Below are 16159 nucleotides of genomic sequence, written 5' to 3' on the forward strand. Positions count from 1 at the left end.
GCTAACTAACAAAGGGGGTCGACGCGGTGGGTTCCGAACGCATGTCGGATCGGGCGCTGGGACGGGCCACGCTGGCCCGCCAGGGATTGCTACGCCGAACTGGAACGCCGGCTCTCGAGATGATCGAGCACTTGTGCGGGCTGCAGGCTCAGGCCCCGATGCCGCCGTATTTCGCCCTGTGGGCACGCATCGAGAAGTTCCGGCCCGATGCCCTCTCCGAGCTCATCGAGCGACGCGAAGTGGTGCGCATCGTCGCCATGCGTGGAACCGTGTTCGCGTTGTCGGCGGCCGACGCCCTGACATTCCGCCCGCTGGTCCAGCCGCTCCTCGATCGGGATCTGCGCACCAACACGCAGTACCGTGCACACCTCGACGGGATCGATGTCGCGGCCCTCGCCGCCGCAGGCCGCGACCTCGTCCGGGATCGGCCGCGCACGCAACTGCAGATGCGGCCGCTACTCGAGGCGCGATTTCCCGGACGCGACGGCGCGGCGCTCGCGCACGGGGTGCGCGGGCTCGTGCCGATGGTCCAGGTGCCACCGCGGGGGTTGTGGGGCAGGTCGGGACAGCCCGCGCTGGCGACACTCGAGTCGTGGGTGGGGCAACCACTCGACCCGGCGCCGTCACTACGGACGATGGTCCTGCGTTACCTCGCCGCGTTCGGCCCGGCGAGTGCCCTGGACGCACAGGCGTGGTCAGGCTTGACCCGGCTCGGCGAGATCCTGGACGAGCTGCGCCCGCAGTTGCGGGTGTTCACCGCGGAATCGGGAACGGAACTTTTCGACCTTCCGGACGCGCCGCGGCCGGAGGCTGGGGTGCCTGCGCCGGTGCGCATCCTCGCGCCCTTCGACAATGTGCTTCTTTCCCATGCGGATCGCAGGCGGATTCTCGACGACGAGGTGCGGAAGCGGGTCTTCACTCAGAACGGGATCATCAAGCCTGCTGTGCTGGTGGGCGGCAGGGTCGCGGGCTTCACGACCACGACCGTGGGGAAGGACGGGGTGATTCTCGAGGTGGAGCCGTTGACCACGATCGCCAAGTCTCATCGGCCGGCCATCGAAGCGGAGGGTCGCCGATTGCTGAAGTTCGCACACCCCGAGGCCGTCACTCGGGAGGCGCGGTTCACGGACTCGTAGACCGGTGCTTGCGGGGCGCCCGCTGGCTCAGTTCGGCGATGATCTCGTCGTTCCAGACATGTTGGCGCACCAGGCGATACCGTTCACGAGCCACCCACAGGTAGGCTTCGGCATCGGTGTGGTCGGGCAGCATGTCGGCGGCCCGGACCATGCGCACGACCGGGAGGAATTCCTCGCCGAACCACCGACGCGCCACGGTGTCGCGACCCACGAACTCGCCCATCTCCTGCATGAGACGGAACCCCCAGGCCTCGACGCACTCGCTGATTTCCGCGTACTCCCACGGATCGGTGACCGTCACCGCCTTGCGCTGGGCGCCGGTGAGGGGTACCCGGCTCAGGAACAGCCGGCGATGGTCCTTGATCAGCAGATCGCCGCGCTGCGTGATGCCGTCCGGCGAGATCCGGGTCAGGATCTCCGTCACGTACGCGTCGATGGTGCTCCAGTGCATCGCGTAGGCGATGGACACACGATGGTGGCCGTCGCTGACGAAGTGCATCGACCCGATTCTGTACACCTGGATCGGCGGAACCGACTCGCCGCGGCGCTGCGCTGCGGCCAGCCGCTGCCAGCGTTCGCGTATCCGGGCGGACGTAGGACGGAAGTACCGGTCGAAGTCACTGGTGCGGTCGACGCTCCCGACGATCGAGTTGACGGGGATCACCTGCAACCCCAGTGACCGTTCGCCGATCCTCCCGAGCGCGGCCACCACTTCGTCGAACGGCAGGATCTCGTTGACGTCGTCCGGTTCCCTGCGTAACCAGCTGACCAGCCGGGAAAGCTCGGCGCGGCGGCGCTGACGGGTGAAGTCGTTTTCCGCGTCGGCGGAGGGGAAACCGGTGTCACGTGCCATGCCGTCGCCTCACGATCGTCGGTTCGGTACCCGAAGACATCTCCATGAGAGTGAACCCGACCGTGTTGATCACCGTCGTGGAGCCGAGCACTCTGTCCACGGGCGTCGTCCCGTACGGGTGCACGTGGCCGTGAACGAGTGTCCGAGCCTGCAACCGTGCGGCCAGCTGCTCGAAACACTCGAAACCGCGGTGCGGCGGGTCCGCGAGATCACCGACTCCGCGCGGCGGGCTGTGCGTGAGGAGCACGTCGACACCGGCTACTCCGGATCGGCGCGCATGCCACGCACTCGTCATGGCCAAGTTGCGGGCACGCCGGCGCTGCTGCCGTTCGGTCCACTGATTGGGGCCGTCGTTGTACCGAATCGATCCGCCCAGGCCGGCGATCCGCAGTCCGGCGATGCGGACGATCCGTCCGTCGGCGTTGACGGCGCCGCACGGGCCGGGCCAGGTCGACGGCATGCCGGAACGCATCCATCCGACACGGCCCGCGGAATAGCCGGAAAGGTCGGGGTCGTGGTTGCCGGGCACGAACACGCACGGTGCATCGAGTGCGTCCATCAGATACTCGAGATAGTCGAAGGGCAGATCACCGGCACCGAGGACGAGGTCGACCTTCATGGTGCGCCCCTGCGGGGTCCACAACGACTCGATCGTCTCGTCGGAGACCGCGAGTACCGAGACCATGGCCCGACGCTACCGGCTCGAGAGGCCGGGGGACGAGTGAGCGCGGGCGGTGGTTTGATGGCGGGGTGACTGACAGCGTTGTAGCAGCCGTTCGTGCGCACCTGCTCGAACAGATCGGCGGTCCCGAGCCGACCGCCGCCTCGGTGACGTTTCTGGGGGTCGAGCCTCTCGACGTGCTGCGGTTCCCGCCCGCCGAAGACGACCTCGTCCGGTACGTGACTCTGGGTTGCTCCCGGCACCCGATGGGTGATCCCGGGGAATTGGTGGCCGACCCGATGCGGGGTCCGCGCGCGGAACTCGTGCTCACGCTGCGCGGGGGAGCCGGGGTGAGCTCGGGTGTCGCGCGCACGCTCGCGGTGCTCGCGGCGGCGCCGTCGGTGGAGGGGGTGGTCCTCGTCGAGGACGCGCTCCTCGACCTCGGCGAGCCGTTGTGGAAGGACACGCCGTTCACGGCGGTGCTCCTGGGCAAGTCCTCGATTCCGGACCTGGCCCTCCCCGAACCCGCCGACGCGGTGCAGTTTCTCGCCGCTGTGCCCCTCACCGGAACCGAGGCAGCGTGGGTGCGACTGCGCGGCGCCGAGGCGTTACGGGAAGCGTGGACCGAGGCGGGCATCGACGTGCGCGACCCGAACCGCGGCGCGGCGTCCCTCTAGAGCCAGTTGTTTCGGCGGAAGGTGACGAACAGCCCCACCGTGACCGACACAATGAAGGCCACCACGAGGTGATACCCGTATTGCCAATGTAATTCGGGCATGTTGTCGAAATTCATGCCGTAGATTCCTGCGATCATCGTGGGCACGGCGGCGATGGCCACCCATGCCGAAATCTTGCGCATGTCGGTGTTCTGCTGGACGGCGATCTTGGCGAGAGCCGCGTCGACGAGTGAGCTGAGCACCTCGTCGTACTCGGCGATCCGCTCCGCGACGGTGGTGTGGTGGTCGAGCACGTCGCGAAAGTACCGCCGCACTTCCTTCGGCACCGGATTGCCGGGCGACTGCGTCAACCGCAGCAGCGGGTTCGACAGCGGGTTCACCGACTTGCGGAGTTCGACGATCTCCCTCTTGAGCAGGTAGATGTGCTCGACCGCGACGGTGTTCCGCGGGCTGAACACCGCCTCCTCCATGCCGTCGACGTCGTGTTCGATGGCCTGGGTGACCTCGAGGTACGTATCGACGACATGGTCGGCCACCGCGTGCAGGACGGCATAGGGGCCGAGCGCAAGCCGCTCCTGGTTCTCCTCGAGGGAGCGCCGGACGTTCGCGAGCCCGGAATGATCGCCGTGCCGCACGGTCACGACGTAGTCGGCGCCCACGAAGGCCATGATCTCGCCGGTCTCCACGATCTCACTGGCGGTCGCCACCGAATCGTGTGGCACATAGTTGACGGTCCGCAGCACCAGGAACAGGATGTCGTCGTAGCGTTCGAGTTTGGGCCGCTGGTGCGCGTGGACAGCGTCCTCGACCATGAGTTCGTGCAGGCCGAACGTCTCGGCCACGCTCTCCATCTGACCTTCGTCGGGTGCGAGGAGTCCGACCCACACGAATCCCCGGCCACGCCGCCGAACCTCGGCGAGGGCAGCCTGATGGGTGTACTTACCGGGCAGACGGATGCCGTCCACGTACACGCCGCAGTCCACCACGGCGCGGGCGGTGGGGATGCGGATCCGGGGACCCGCGGATTTGTCGCGGCCTTGTGCGGGAAGTGAGGGCATGGGTGCGAGCACTCCCTTCAGCGTCGAGACCGAGGACTTCGTGTCGCGCAATCCTACGTGAGCACCGGAGTCCCGAATCCCCGACGATCGGACGACACGACACCGCTCGACGTACGCACGCCCGGACCCTTCCCGAGCGCACCTGACACACTGGGCAGGTGCGCATCGATCTCCACACTCACTCGACGGCGTCGGACGGTACCGACAGTCCGGCAGACCTCGTGCGCGCGGCCGGTGCCGCGGGTCTGGACGTCGTGGCCATCACCGATCACGACACCACGGCGGGGTGGGCAGAGGCGGTTGCGGCGATGCCTGCCGGGTTGACCCTGGTCCGGGGCATGGAGATGTCCTGCGCGGGCCGGGGTGAGGACGGTCGTCCCGTCGCGGTTCACCTGCTGGCCTACCTCTTCGATCCCGCGCACGCCGCGTTCGCGCGGGAACGTGAGCGGTTGCGAACCGAGCGGGTCGTCAGGATCCGGGCCATGGCCGAGCTGATGATGGAGGACGGCCTGCCCATCGACGCAGACGAGGTCCTGGCGGCAGCGGGTCCCGCCGCGGGTCGCCCACATCTGGCGAGGGCGCTGATGCGGGCCGGAGTGGTGAGCAGCGTCAATGAGGCGTTCGTCGACCTGTTGGCGCCGCGGGGCCGGTACTTCGTCGACAAATCCGACACCCCTTTGGACGAGGCGGTTCAACTGGTGGCCGAGGCCGGAGGGGTGAGCGTTCTCGCCCACGGGCGGGCGCGGGCGCGGGGACGGCTGCTGTCGCTCGATCACGTCCGGGAGCTGGCCGGTGAGGGTCTACACGGGCTCGAGGTGCATCATCCCGACCATTCTTCGGCCGATGTCGCGGTCCTTCAGGGACTGGCCGACGAATTGGGGCTCGTCGTCACCGGATCTTCCGATTACCACGGGACGAACAAGACGATCCGGCTGGGCGAGTTCGGCACGGACCCCGACGAGTTCGACAAGCTCGCCTCCAAAGCCTCCGGTACACAGGTGATTTCGGCATGACTGCACGCGATTCGGACCGCTACGGCAACCGCGACCGCTACGACCCTCACGGCTACGACGCTGACCGTGACGACCCCTACGGCCCGACGACGCCGAGGTCCGTGCCCCCGCGCGAGCCACGTCGCAGCTCACTTGTCGTCAGGGCGTCGCGCGCGTTCAGTGGCGCCGTCGCGGCCGGTGTGGTGATCCTGTGTCTCGTCGTGATCGGGTCCGCCTATGTTGGCGGCGGCAGGGGATTCCCGGGGCCGGGAGCGGTCTCGATCACCGCGCACATCGTCGCGTCCGTGGTCGTGGTCGTGGCCCAGCGGATCGCCGACCGCCGCGACGGTCTCGCCGCCGTGCTCGCATCTGTCGCCGTCCTCGCCGCGGCAGCGCTTCTGCTGGCCACCCAATGGTGGGGTTGACCGACGCTCGGAGAGTTATGTGAAACCGGCTCTCACGGTGACCCGTCGGTAACTTGTTCTCACAGGTAGAAGCCGGAAAACGTGAGACGTCTGACTCCCGTGGCGATTTGATTGTGCAGCGATCTTCGTGCTTGACTTAGCATCACTCCGACGTCGGCGCCACCGCCCTTCGGCGGGGATTTATGGCAGCGTTGCCAAGGGCTCACCCGCCCAGCGCCATCCACGCTTCGGAAGTTCTGCGGCCAAAGTGATCGCGCGCACCGGAAGCTTCACCAGTTGTCGTTCGCGGAGTAACTACGTAGATCAGCGCCGATCCGCATGGTTACTTCACAGTAACCCGGCCCCGAGTGAGCCTGGACTTAGCAGGAGTGTCATCGTGTCCATCGTGTCCGAACCCACCACACCGCAGAAGGTCGAGCTGACCGACGAGGAGATCTTCGCCGGCCACATCGGGGGGAAGCTCTCGGTAGAGACCACGACCGCCCTCGATACCCAGCGCGCCCTGTCCATTGCCTACACGCCCGGCGTCGCGCAGGTTTCCCGCGCGATCCACGCCGACGAGACCCTCGCCGACCGCTACACCTGGACCAGCCGCCTCGTGGTCGTCGTCTCCGACGGCTCCGCGGTACTCGGCCTCGGCGACATCGGTCCCCGCGCCTCCCTTCCGGTGATGGAAGGCAAGTCCGCACTGTTCAAGAACTTCGCGGGCCTCAATTCCATTCCGCTGGTGCTCGACACCAAGGACCCCGACGAAATCGTCGAAACCCTCATCCGGTTGCGCCCGAGTTTCGGCGCGGTCAACCTCGAGGACATCTCCGCACCGCGCTGCTTCGAGATCGAGAAGCGCGTGATCGAGGCCCTGGACTGCCCCGTCATGCATGACGATCAGCACGGCACCGCGATCGTGGTCCTCGCCGCCCTCAAGGGTGCGGTGAAGGTACAGAAGCGGGACATCTCCTCGCTGCGCGTCGTCATCTCCGGCGCCGGCGCCGCCGGTGTCGCCTGCGCGAACATCCTGCTCGCCGCCGGCATCGCCGACGTGACGGTTCTCGATTCCAAGGGCATCGTCTCGGCCGACCGCAAGGACCTGAACGAGGTCAAGGTCGACCTCGCGGCCCGCACCAACCCCACCGGACGGCACGGCGGGATCGTCGAAGCCCTCGACGGCGCGGACGTGTTCCTCGGAGTGTCCGCGGGCACCGTTCCCGAAGAACTCATCGCGACCATGGCGGACGACGCCATCGTCTTCGCGCTGTCGAACCCGGACCCGGAAATCCACCCCGAGGTCGCGAAGAAGCACGCGGCGATCGTGGCCACCGGGCGTAGCGACTTCCCGAACCAGATCAACAATGTGCTCGCCTTCCCCGGTGTGTTCCGCGGTGCCCTCGACGCCGGCGCCCGCCGGATCACCGAAGGCATGAAGCTTGCCGCCGCCGAGGCAATCCTCTCGGTCGTCGGTGACGAGCTGGCTGTAGACAAGATCGTTCCCAGCCCGCTCGATCCTCGCGTCGCCCCCGCTGTTGCGGAGGCAGTCGCCGCCGCTGCTCGCGCAGAAGGCGTCACCGACTAGCGAGAATCCGTTGAACACCCCGGACCGGAGCCCGCACCAAGGTTCCCGCCCGGGGTGTTTGCCGTTCTAGCGGGACTTCGCGGCGGCGGCCAGGTCGGCCCACTCCTGGGCGCTGGTTCCACGACGTAGCCGGCCGGTGCCCGGGACGGATGCCCACACCGCGAGCGCGAGAAGCCCGTCGACGACGAGGGCCAGGATCGTCACGAGGAGCGCACCGACCAGTACCCGGTCGTACTGACGCAAGGCGAGTCCGTCGAAGATGTACCGTCCGAGCCCGCCGAGGTTGACGTACGCGGCCACCGCTGCGGTTGCAATGATCTGCAATGTGGCGTTGCGCAGTCCGCCGAGCATGAGCGGCAGCGCATTCGGTGCCTCCACGCGACTGAGGACCTGCCACTCGGTCATGCCCATCGCGCGGGCGGCGTCTACCACCGTCCGGTCGACGTTCGCGACACCGGAGTAGGTGCCGGCCAGTAGCGGCGGAATGCCGAGTACCACCAGGGCGAGGATCGGCGGGATGAGACCGAGCCCGAGGAGCAGCACGAGGAAGGTCAGCAGGCCCAACGTGGGCAGTGAACGTAGCGCGTTGACAAGGCCCACCACCAGCACCTCGCCTCTGCGCAGATGGCCGATGACCGCACCGAGCGGAACCGCGACGGCGGCCGAGAGGGCGACGGCGAGAAGGCTGTACCAGAGGTGCTCGAGGATGCGCGCCCCGATTCCGGCCCTGCCCTCCCAGTTGGCCGGATCCACAATGTAGTCCCACGCCCCGCCGAAGATGCTCATGCCGCCGCCGCCTCCTTCTTCTGCCGCGTCCATGGTGTGAGCGCACGGGCGAGGAGGAACAGCGCCAAATCGAAGACCAGTGCGAGGACGACGATGGCGATGATCCCCGCGAGAATCTGATCGGGATAGTCACGCTGGTAGCCGCGGGTGAAGAGGGTCCCGAGACCGCCGATCCCGATCAGCGAACCGACCGAGACCAGCGAAATGTTGGTGACCGCCACCACGCGCACACTTGCCGCGAGAACCGGTAGCGCCAAAGGCAACTCGACTGTCAATGCCCGACGCAAGGGTGTGAAACCCATCGCATTCGCGGAGTCGACGACGTCGGCGGGAACCGAGTCGAGGGCCTCCGGGACGGCGCGAACGAGCAGGGCGGTGGAATAGATGGTCAGGGCGATCACCACATTGAGCGGATCGAGGATCTGCAGTCCGACGACGGACGGGATGGTGACGAAGAGGGCCAGCGAAGGAATCGTGAACGCGACGCCGGCGATGGTCGTGGTGACCTTGCGCAGCACCGATGCACCCCGGATCGCGGTGCCCACCGGGACGGCGATGACCAGGCCGAGTAGAAGTGGCATCAGCGCCAGGTACAGGTGGGTCTTCGTCAGGTCGACGACTACGGAGAAATTGTCGATGAGCCACCGCACAGGATCACGGCCTGTCGGGAGAAGTGGACGCGGGCGCGAAGAACTGCTCGTTTCGCGCGCGATCCTCCGCGGCCCGCTGCTGCGTCAGCTTCTCGATGACCTCGGACCCGAGGATGCCGCCGCGGGCGGCACCGTCCCTGTCGATGGCCACACCTATCCCCGACGGCGACGAGATGGCCGCATCCAACGCTTGCCGCAGGTCTCCGCCCGGCGGGAACAGTGAGCCGCCTGCGGCGGTACATTCCGACAGCGGGCGGCCCGAGCGCAACCCTTCGACGCCCGTGACGTCGATCCAGCCCCGCGGAACACCGGAATCGGTCACCACGAGCGCCCAATCACCGCGGTCGAGCCGCAGTGTGCGCACCTCCCGTTCGGTGGCCGTCCGGAGGGGATGAAGGGAAACCTCGTCTGCCGTGCGGAACGACAGGCCGCGATAGCCGCGGTCGCGGCCGACGAATCCGGCGACGAAATCAGTGGTCGGCGCGGACAGCACCGTGTCGGGCGCATCGTATTGCTGCAATCGGCCGCCCGGTCCGAAGACTGCCAGCCGGTCACCGAGCTTGACCGCCTCGTCGATATCGTGCGTCACGAACACAATGGTCTTGCGCAGGTCGGCCTGCAATCGTTGCATCTCCGCCTGCAAATCCTCGCGGACCACGGGGTCCACCGCGCTGAACGGTTCGTCCATCAGCAGAATGGGCGGGTCGGCAGCCAGCGCCCTGGCCACGCCCACACGCTGCTGCTGCCCACCCGACAGCTGGCCGGGATAACGGCCCGCCAGCGCGGGGTCGAGACCGACCCGTTCGAGCACCGACAGCGCAGCCATACGGGCCGCACGGCGGGAGTCACCGCGCAGGACCGGTACGGTGGCGACGTTGTCGATCACGGTGCGATGCGGTAGCAGTCCAGCGCTTTGGATCACGTAACCGATCCCGAGGCGAAGCTTCACTGCATCGGTGGAGGCGATGTCCCGGCCGTCGACCGAGATGGTTCCGGCCGTCGGAGTGATCATCCGGTTGATCATGCGCATCGATGTGGTCTTGCCGCAGCCGGAAGGCCCGACGAAGACTGTGAACGACTCCGCGTCGATATGCAGATCGAGGTTGTCGACCGCCGTGGTGCCGTCCGGGTACCGCTTGGTGACGCCCGAAAATGTGATCACCGTCGACTCCTCAGGAGACCGGCTTGTCGAGCCCCTGGTCTACGACCCACTGCTTCGCGGCTGCGGCCGGCTCCGTCTTGGCGTCACCGGACACGGCATCGTTCAACTTCACCAGCTCCTCCGTCGTCAGCTTCGCGGACAGTGCGTCGAGCGCTCGAGTCAGCTCTGCCGTCGACTTGGCTGCGCGCACCACCGGAACGACGTTTTGAGCCGCAAAGTTGTTCTTCGGGTCCGTGAGCACCACAAAGTTGTTCTTCTCGATTGCCGGCGAGGTGGTGAAGATGTTCGCCGCGGTGATCTGCCCCGATGCCAGAGCCTCGACCGTGGCGGGGCCGCCGCCGTCCGCGATGGGGACGAAGCTGGCGGGTGCAATATCGAGTCCGTAGTTCTCCTTCAGTCCGGGCAGTCCGGCCCGGCGCTCTTGGAACTCGGCGGGTGCACCGAACTTGACCTCCGCCGAATGCGCTGCCAAGTCCGCGATCGAGGTCAGATTCCACTTCTGTGCGGTCTCCGCGGTAACGACGACGGCGTCCTTGTCCTCGGCTGGAGCGGCGGTGGTGATCGTCAACTCCGATCCGAGTGCACCCGGGAGTGCCGCGTTGACGTCCGCTGCGCTGGTGGCGGTCGACTGCGGGTCGAGGTACTGCAGCAGGTTGCCCGTGTAGTCCGGAATGACGTCGATCGACGCGTCCTTCAGCGCGGGAATGTAGGCCTCGCGGCTTCCGATGTCGAACTTCGTGGTCACGTCGAAACCATTGGCGCGGAGGACCTCGGTGTAGATATTGGCCACCGTCTCGGACTCCGGGAAGTTCGCCGAACCCACGATGACGGCGTGTGCGTCGTCACCGGACCCTTCGCCCTCGGCCGACAACGGATCGGAACCGCCCCCGCACGCGGCGAGGGAGACCACGGCAACCGTGGCGACTGCGAGGCCGCCCAGAGTGCGGCGGGCGAACCCGCGACCCGAGGATGTGTTCGAGGTGCGCATGCGCGTCCTTCCGTTTGTTCACTACTGCCGCATGATCGGGAGATCCGGTGGGCACACCGCCGGGCCGATGTGGCGTCAGTGTAACGATAGGCAGGTGGGCAACACTGGTTTCGGCTCAGCGTGATGCGAGGGAAGGCGTGCGAGGTGGCACAGACAGGTAAGGGCGGATCGGGGATCGGGAGTTCCCGGAAGTCCGCTCGTCTCGGGGCGTGGGCGGCAGCGTCGGTGCTGATTGTGGTTCCCGGCGCGCTGTCGGCCTGCGATGTCGACAACACTGCTCTCGACGGTTCCGCGGGACAGACCTCGGGTGAGGTGGTGGTGGGGTCGGGAGACACGGCGGAAAGCCGGGTCCTGGCCGAAATCTACGCGGGCGCTCTCCGTTCGACGGGTGCGCCGGCATCCACCGAGACGGGCCTGGGTGACCGCACCTCCTATCTTCGGCGGCTCGATGCGGGCGAAGTGACGTTGGTGCCCGAGTTCACTGGCCGGCTGCTGCGCTACTACGATCCGGAGTCGACCGAAAGAGAACAGGACGAGGTATTCGAGGCGCTGAGTCAGGCGCTGCCGCAAGGTCTTTCGATCTCAGACTATGCGGCGGCGGAGGATCGGTCCGCGTTGGCGGTGTCTGCGGACGCGTCTACCCGGATGGCGGTGACGACGCTCGACGAGCTCATTCCCGCGTGCAGTCGTAGCTCCGCGGTGCTCACCCCCGATTTCGAGGCCGGCTCACTCGCCGATCTGACCGGTTGCACGTTCGCGCAGACGCGCGCGGTTCCGGACGGAGCTGCGGCGGTCGCGGAACTCTCCGTCCCCGCACAGGTGGATGGCGTCGTGGTGGCAGGAGTGACCACCGCGACCCCGGAAGTCGCGAGCTCGGGCCTCGTTCTGCTGGACGACGACGAGCCGATCTTCACAGCCCAGAACGTGGTGCCGCTCTACCGGGTCGGGGCGCTCGGTGAGCCCCAGATCAAGGCACTGAACGTGGTGGCGGGGGAGCTGACGACAGCGGACCTGGCCGACATGATCGGCCAGGTCCGCGGTGGTGCCGATTCAGCCGACGTCGCTCGTGTCTGGCTGGATGCACATGTGTGATTTCAGGTAAGCCCCGAGTTCGGCGACGGCGTCCGCAGCCTCGCGTACCAACGAGGCCTGGAGGTGCGCAACGTGCCAGAGTCGGGCGTATTCGGTGAGCGTCACGTCGACGCCCGACTTCTCGAGCTTGTCGACGAACTCCAAGATCTGTGGATACAGAACCTCGTCGAGTCCGACGTGAACGACAGTGGGCGGAAACCCCTTCAAATCTCCGTGCAGCGGGGCATAACCGGGATCGAACTTGTCTCCGCTTCCCAGGTACTTCTCCGCGGCGTGGAACGACCACGCGGTATTCACCACGAGGTCGCGGTCCCGGATCGTGTCGCGCCGACCCGGATCGACCCACGGTGAGATGAGTCCCAACGCGGCCGGGGTGACCCCGTGCCGGTCGATCAGGCGCCGCGCCGTGGCCGCCGCCAGACCACCGCCCGCGGAGTCGCCGGCGATGGCCAGTCGACCTGTCTCGTACCCGTGTTCCGTGATCAGCTCGAGGAACGCCGCCACGGCATCCTCCAGCCCGGCAGGAAACGGATGTTCGGGAGCCAGGCGGTAGTCGAGTGTGTAGACCACGCTTCCGGATTCACGTGCCAGATGCGCGGCCAGCGACCGATGGGTCGCAGGCGAGCCGATGGTGTACGCGCCACCGTGGAGATAGAGCACGGCGGTCCGGCGCTCGGTGGCGCCCACCGTGATCCGCTCGGCGGGCCGGCCGGCCAGGGTGGCCGGGCGGCAGGCCGCCCCCTCCGGCATCTGCTGCAGCGGTGCGGCCATTTCGAGCAGCGCCCTCTGCACCGGATACGGCAGCCGCGAGTTGAGGCTCAGCCGGTAGAACGGCCGCAGCGCGGCGGCGACTACCGGGAGCGGCAAAGAGAAGCTCACGGCGACCTCAGTTCGGCTTGGGGAGGACGCGCGCGGCGACGGCGGCGACCACTCGCTGATAGCTCGGGCCGACCACGCGCACCCAGGCGTCCAGGAACTTCGCGTCGGCGCCGATCAGTACCCGCGCCTTACTCTTGCGCACACCCTTGACGATGGTGGCAGCAGCATCTTCCGGTGAGGTTCGGGCGAGCTTCTTGTCGAAGAACTGGGCGAACGTGTCCAAGTCTTCGCCGGGGCCTGCGGTGGCATTGCGGGCAATGGCTGTCTTGATGCCTCCCGGATGCACACAGGTCACCTTGACGGGATGCTTCGCAATCAGCATTTCCTGTCGCAGCGACTCGGTGAAGCCGCGGACCGCGAACTTCGCGGAGTTGTAGGCGGTCTGTCCCGGCATGGACAACAGACCGAAGAGGCTCGAGATGTTCACCAGGTGGCCGTCGCCCGAGGCAATGAGGTGCGGCAGAAATGCCTTGGTGCCGTTGACGACTCCCCAGAAGTCCACATCCATGATCCGCTCGATGTCCTTGAACTCGGACTTCTCGAACTCGCCGTGATATGCGATACCGGCGTTGTTGTAGACCTGGTTGATCTTGCCGAAGTGGGCATGCACGGCGTCGGCGTACGCGAGTACCGCTTCGCGCTCGGTGACATCCAGATGGTCTGACTTCACCTCGGCGCCGAGGGCGGCAACCTGTCGGGCCGTCTCGGCGAGACCGACGGTGTCCATGTCGGAGATCGCCAGTTTGGCGCCCTGCCCTGCCAGGTTGACGGCGAGAGCCCTGCCGATGCCCGAACCGGCGCCGGTGATCACGACCACCTTGCCTGCGAATGTGCTCACTGTGCTGCCACCTTGTCGTCGTCGAGGTCGATCTGTGCCGAGATGGTGAACGGGTCCGAGGCCTGACCGTTCACCTGCACCGGTGCGGGGAGGTCGGCGGCGGCCACACTGTCGTACGCCGCGAGGTCGAAACGCCGTGTCTGATTCCGGAACTGGAACGTGAACCCCGGCCACAGTGTCGTGTTGTTGCCGTGCTTGTCGAGGTACCAGCTGGCGCACCCGCCGTTGTTCCACACGCTGTGCGACAGCTTCTCCTGGAGGTCGGCGTTGTAGCGGTCCTGCGCGTCCTGCCGGACCTCGATTTTGCCGATGCCGAACTTGTCGAGGGTGTCGAGTGCGTCGACCAGGTAATTGAGCTGCGACTCGATCATGAAGACCATCGAGGTGTGGCCCAGTCCTGTGTTAGGACCCACGAGGAAGAACATGTTGGGGAAGTTCGCGATCGCCGCGCCCTTGTAACCCTGCTGCCCGCCCTCGTCGAAAACCTCGGCGAGCGAGCGGCCGTCCTTGCCGAAGATTCCCTGGAAGGTGGGGGAGTCGGTGACGTGGAAACCGGTGGCGACCACGATGGCGTCGACCTCGCGGACCGTGCCGGTCTTCGAGACGACTGCGTTGCCCTTGACCTCGGCGATGCCCTCGGTCACCAGGTCGACGTTGTCCTGCGCGAGCGTCGGGTAGTAGTTGTTCGAGATCAGCATGCGCTTGCAGCCGATCTGGAAATTCGGGGTGACCTTCTTGCGCAGGTCCTTGTCCTTGATCTGGCGGCGCAGGTGGCGCTCGGCCGCGAACTGCAGCGGCTTCATGAACACCGGCGCCTTCGCGAGCCCGACGACCTGGCTCTCACGCATCCAGTAGATCCCGCTACGGCACAGCTTCTGGAAACCGGGCAGGTACTTGAACGCGGCGTGCTCGGCCTTCGTGTACTCGCGGTCGGCGCGAGGCAGGATCCACGGGGCCGTGCGCTGGTAGACGTCGAGGTGTGACACCTTCTTGCCGATCGCCGGGACGATCTGGATGGCCGAGGCGCCGGTGCCGATGACGGCAACCCGCTTTCCCGTCAGGTCGGCGTCGTGGTTCCAGCGGGCGGAGTGGAAGATCTCGCCCTCGAACTCTTCGATGCCCTTGATGTCGGGAAGCGCCGGCTCGCACAGTGCACCGACCGCCGAGACGACGATCTTCGCGACGAAGTTCCCCTTGGTGGTAGTGACTTCCCACCGGGTGGTCTGCTCGTTCCAGTGCGCGGATGTCACGTCACAACCGAAAACATGGCGGTCGCGCACCTTGTACTTGTCCGCCACCGACTGGATGTACTTCTGGATCTCGGGCTGGGTCGAGAACGAGCGTGTCCACTCCGGGTTCAGCGCGAACGAGTAGGAGTACAGGTGCGAGGGCACGTCGCATGCTGCGCCCGGGTACGTGTTGTCGCGCCAGGTGCCGCCGACCTCCGCGCCGCGTTCGAGCACGAGGAAGTCGGTCTTGCCTGCCTGGGTGAGCTTGATGGCCGCGCCCAACCCGGCGAACCCGCTGCCGATGATCAAGGTGTCGACGTGTCGGGCACCCGCGGTCGTGTCGTAAGTGTCTGTGACGGGAAGACTCATGCAAGAGACAATAGGGCGCTATTGAGGGGTAGTCAATAGCTATTGACCTCCGTTCAGTAAGATGCTGTCATGGACGTCGTGAAGCGGACCCGTCTCAGCCCGGAGCAACGACGGGCGCAATTGATCGACCTCGGTGTGAAGATGCTGGCGCAACGGCCGCTCGAGCAGATCTCGGTCGAGGAGATCGCCGACCAGGCCGGAGTCTCGCGGGGACTGCTCTTCCATTACTTCGCCTCGAAGCACGACTTCCATCTCGCCATCGTGCGCCACTCCAGCAGCGAGATGCTGGCCCGGACCGCGCCCGACCCCTACGTGGACGACGCCCGGGATCCGTTGCAGATTCTGCGGTCCGTATTGGCCGCATACGTCGACTACGTGTCGGAGAACCGTGGCACCTACGTCTCGCTGCTTCGAGGCACAGCCAGTGGCGACCCCGACATGCGGGCTGTCTTCGAGGAGACCCGGGCAATGATGTCCGAGCGCACCCTCGAGCAGCTCCCGATCCTCGGCGTCGAGCGGACACCCGCGGTGGAACTGACCGTCCGTGGCTGGATCGCATACGTCGAGGAGGTCACGATCAGCTGGTTGCGCGATCCGCAGCTCACCCGCGAGCAATTGATAGAACTCAACGTACAAGCGCTGCCCGCCCTCGCGGTCGCGGCGGCGCCCGAGATCGCCGCAGCACTGGTCGCGGCCACCAGCGCAAGCCCCTAATCGGGCAGGTCCGGATACCACAAAACCGGGCCGAGTTCGCTTCGTGCAGCGAACTCGGCCCGGCTCAGTGGTGGTTCAGT

Annotated in this window: 17 protein-coding genes; 7 read left to right on the top strand and 10 right to left on the bottom strand. The window is 66.6% G+C overall.

Annotation, left to right across the window (positions count from 1 at the left end):
• Positions 1–26 precede the first annotated feature (26 nt).
• Entirely contained in the window at positions 27–1136 is a 1110-nt protein-coding gene (locus R4P95_RS27295; protein WP_397517756.1) for a winged helix DNA-binding domain-containing protein, read from the top strand.
• Here R4P95_RS27295 and R4P95_RS27300 read toward each other — a convergent pair.
• Together R4P95_RS27300 and R4P95_RS27305 are read right to left on the bottom strand one after the other, a co-directional pair.
• On the bottom strand, positions 1123–1989 hold the full coding sequence (locus R4P95_RS27300) for a chromosome partitioning protein ParB (RefSeq protein ID WP_213577063.1): 867 nt from the start codon (positions 1987–1989) through the stop codon (positions 1123–1125). The genes R4P95_RS27295 and R4P95_RS27300 overlap by 14 nt on opposite strands.
• Positions 1979–2674 carry a metallophosphoesterase gene (locus R4P95_RS27305; RefSeq protein ID WP_317747013.1) on the bottom strand — a complete coding sequence of 232 codons (696 nt, stop codon included), beginning with the start codon at positions 2672–2674 and terminating at the stop codon, positions 1979–1981. Before R4P95_RS27305 ends, R4P95_RS27300 begins: the two co-directional genes overlap by 11 nt.
• Positions 2675–2739: 65 nt before the next feature.
• Here R4P95_RS27305 and R4P95_RS27310 point away from each other — a divergent pair, with 65 nt between their 5' ends.
• Entirely contained in the window at positions 2740–3327 is a 588-nt protein-coding gene (locus R4P95_RS27310) for a suppressor of fused domain protein (protein ID WP_201453445.1), read from the top strand.
• Here the strand turns inward: R4P95_RS27310 and corA are convergent.
• A complete protein-coding gene (gene corA / locus R4P95_RS27315; protein ID WP_109335247.1) occupies positions 3324–4385 on the bottom strand; it encodes a magnesium/cobalt transporter CorA in 1062 nt (353 codons plus the stop codon). The genes R4P95_RS27310 and corA overlap by 4 nt on opposite strands.
• A 158-nt stretch (positions 4386–4543) precedes the next feature.
• Between corA and R4P95_RS27320 the strand changes: the two genes are divergently transcribed.
• From R4P95_RS27320 to R4P95_RS27330, 3 genes are all read left to right on the top strand, one after another.
• Complete coding sequence (locus R4P95_RS27320) at positions 4544–5398, top strand: PHP domain-containing protein (protein ID WP_159925443.1); 855 nt, start codon at positions 4544–4546, stop codon at positions 5396–5398.
• Positions 5395–5802 (top strand): hypothetical protein, encoded by a 408-nt coding sequence (locus R4P95_RS27325; protein WP_317747012.1) that lies wholly within the window; start codon positions 5395–5397, stop codon positions 5800–5802. The genes R4P95_RS27320 and R4P95_RS27325 overlap by 4 nt, the downstream gene beginning before the upstream one ends.
• 376 nt (positions 5803–6178) lie before the next feature.
• A complete protein-coding gene (locus tag R4P95_RS27330; protein ID WP_109331810.1) occupies positions 6179–7372 on the top strand; it encodes an NADP-dependent malic enzyme in 1194 nt (397 codons plus the stop codon).
• A 66-nt stretch (positions 7373–7438) separates the two neighbouring features.
• Here R4P95_RS27330 and R4P95_RS27335 read toward each other — a convergent pair whose 3' ends face one another.
• Genes R4P95_RS27335 through R4P95_RS27350 form a run of 4 tightly spaced genes read right to left on the bottom strand, consistent with a single transcriptional unit; the run spans position 7439 to position 10958 of the window.
• On the bottom strand, positions 7439–8158 hold the full coding sequence (locus R4P95_RS27335) for an ABC transporter permease (RefSeq protein WP_213577066.1): 720 nt from the start codon (positions 8156–8158) through the stop codon (positions 7439–7441).
• Positions 8155–8808 carry an ABC transporter permease gene (locus R4P95_RS27340; protein WP_213577067.1) on the bottom strand — a complete coding sequence of 218 codons (654 nt, stop codon included), beginning with the start codon at positions 8806–8808 and terminating at the stop codon, positions 8155–8157. Before R4P95_RS27340 ends, R4P95_RS27335 begins: the two co-directional genes overlap by 4 nt.
• A gap of 4 nt (positions 8809–8812) precedes the next feature.
• Positions 8813–9970, bottom strand: a complete 1158-nt coding sequence (locus R4P95_RS27345) for an ABC transporter ATP-binding protein (RefSeq protein ID WP_317747011.1) — start codon at positions 9968–9970, stop codon at positions 8813–8815.
• A gap of 10 nt (positions 9971–9980) precedes the next feature.
• On the bottom strand, positions 9981–10958 hold the full coding sequence (locus tag R4P95_RS27350) for an ABC transporter substrate-binding protein (RefSeq protein WP_317747010.1): 978 nt from the start codon (positions 10956–10958) through the stop codon (positions 9981–9983).
• Positions 10959–11102: 144 nt separating this feature from the next.
• On the opposite strand from R4P95_RS27350, the gene R4P95_RS27355 reads away from it, so the two are divergent.
• Positions 11103–12050: an ABC transporter substrate-binding protein gene (locus R4P95_RS27355; protein ID WP_249354504.1), complete on the top strand. Its 948-nt coding sequence runs from the start codon at positions 11103–11105 to the stop codon at positions 12048–12050.
• Here R4P95_RS27355 and R4P95_RS27360 read toward each other — a convergent pair.
• Genes R4P95_RS27360 through R4P95_RS27370 form a run of 3 tightly spaced genes read right to left on the bottom strand, consistent with a single transcriptional unit; the run spans position 12009 to position 15365 of the window.
• On the bottom strand, positions 12009–12929 hold the full coding sequence (locus R4P95_RS27360) for an alpha/beta hydrolase fold domain-containing protein (protein ID WP_317747009.1): 921 nt from the start codon (positions 12927–12929) through the stop codon (positions 12009–12011). The two genes, R4P95_RS27355 and R4P95_RS27360, sit on opposite strands and share 42 nt — an antisense overlap.
• A 7-nt stretch (positions 12930–12936) precedes the next feature.
• A complete protein-coding gene (locus R4P95_RS27365; RefSeq protein ID WP_213577072.1) occupies positions 12937–13767 on the bottom strand; it encodes an SDR family NAD(P)-dependent oxidoreductase in 831 nt (276 codons plus the stop codon).
• Positions 13764–15365 (bottom strand): NAD(P)/FAD-dependent oxidoreductase, encoded by a 1602-nt coding sequence (locus tag R4P95_RS27370; RefSeq protein WP_317747008.1) that lies wholly within the window; start codon positions 15363–15365, stop codon positions 13764–13766. Before R4P95_RS27370 ends, R4P95_RS27365 begins: the two co-directional genes overlap by 4 nt.
• Positions 15366–15434: 69 nt before the next feature.
• Between R4P95_RS27370 and R4P95_RS27375 the strand changes: the two genes are divergently transcribed.
• Positions 15435–16079, top strand: coding sequence for a TetR/AcrR family transcriptional regulator (locus R4P95_RS27375; protein WP_213577074.1), 645 nt, complete (start codon positions 15435–15437; stop codon positions 16077–16079).
• The last annotated feature ends 80 nt before the right edge of the window (positions 16080–16159 follow it).

Origin of the sequence: Rhodococcus sp. IEGM 27 (assembly GCF_033142305.1) — a bacterium.
Classification (GTDB): domain Bacteria; phylum Actinomycetota; class Actinomycetes; order Mycobacteriales; family Mycobacteriaceae; genus Rhodococcus_F; species Rhodococcus_F oxybenzonivorans.

Excerpts from the sequence above, each read along its gene's own strand:
- R4P95_RS27300 (WP_213577063.1), bottom strand. The coding sequence starts at position 1,989 with ATGGCACGTGACACCGGTTTCCCCTCCGCCGACGCGGAAAACGACTTC.
- R4P95_RS27305 (WP_317747013.1), bottom strand. The coding sequence starts at position 2,674 with ATGGTCTCGGTACTCGCGGTCTCCGACGAGACGATCGAGTCGTTGTGG.
- corA (WP_109335247.1), bottom strand. The coding sequence starts at position 4,385 with ATGCCCTCACTTCCCGCACAAGGCCGCGACAAATCCGCGGGTCCCCGG.
- R4P95_RS27325 (WP_317747012.1), top strand. The coding sequence starts at position 5,395 with ATGACTGCACGCGATTCGGACCGCTACGGCAACCGCGACCGCTACGAC.
- R4P95_RS27335 (WP_213577066.1), bottom strand. The coding sequence starts at position 8,158 with ATGAGCATCTTCGGCGGGGCGTGGGACTACATTGTGGATCCGGCCAAC.
- R4P95_RS27350 (WP_317747010.1), bottom strand. The coding sequence starts at position 10,958 with ATGCGCACCTCGAACACATCCTCGGGTCGCGGGTTCGCCCGCCGCACT.
- R4P95_RS27370 (WP_317747008.1), bottom strand. The coding sequence starts at position 15,365 with ATGAGTCTTCCCGTCACAGACACTTACGACACGACCGCGGGTGCCCGA.
- R4P95_RS27375 (WP_213577074.1), top strand. The coding sequence starts at position 15,435 with ATGGACGTCGTGAAGCGGACCCGTCTCAGCCCGGAGCAACGACGGGCG.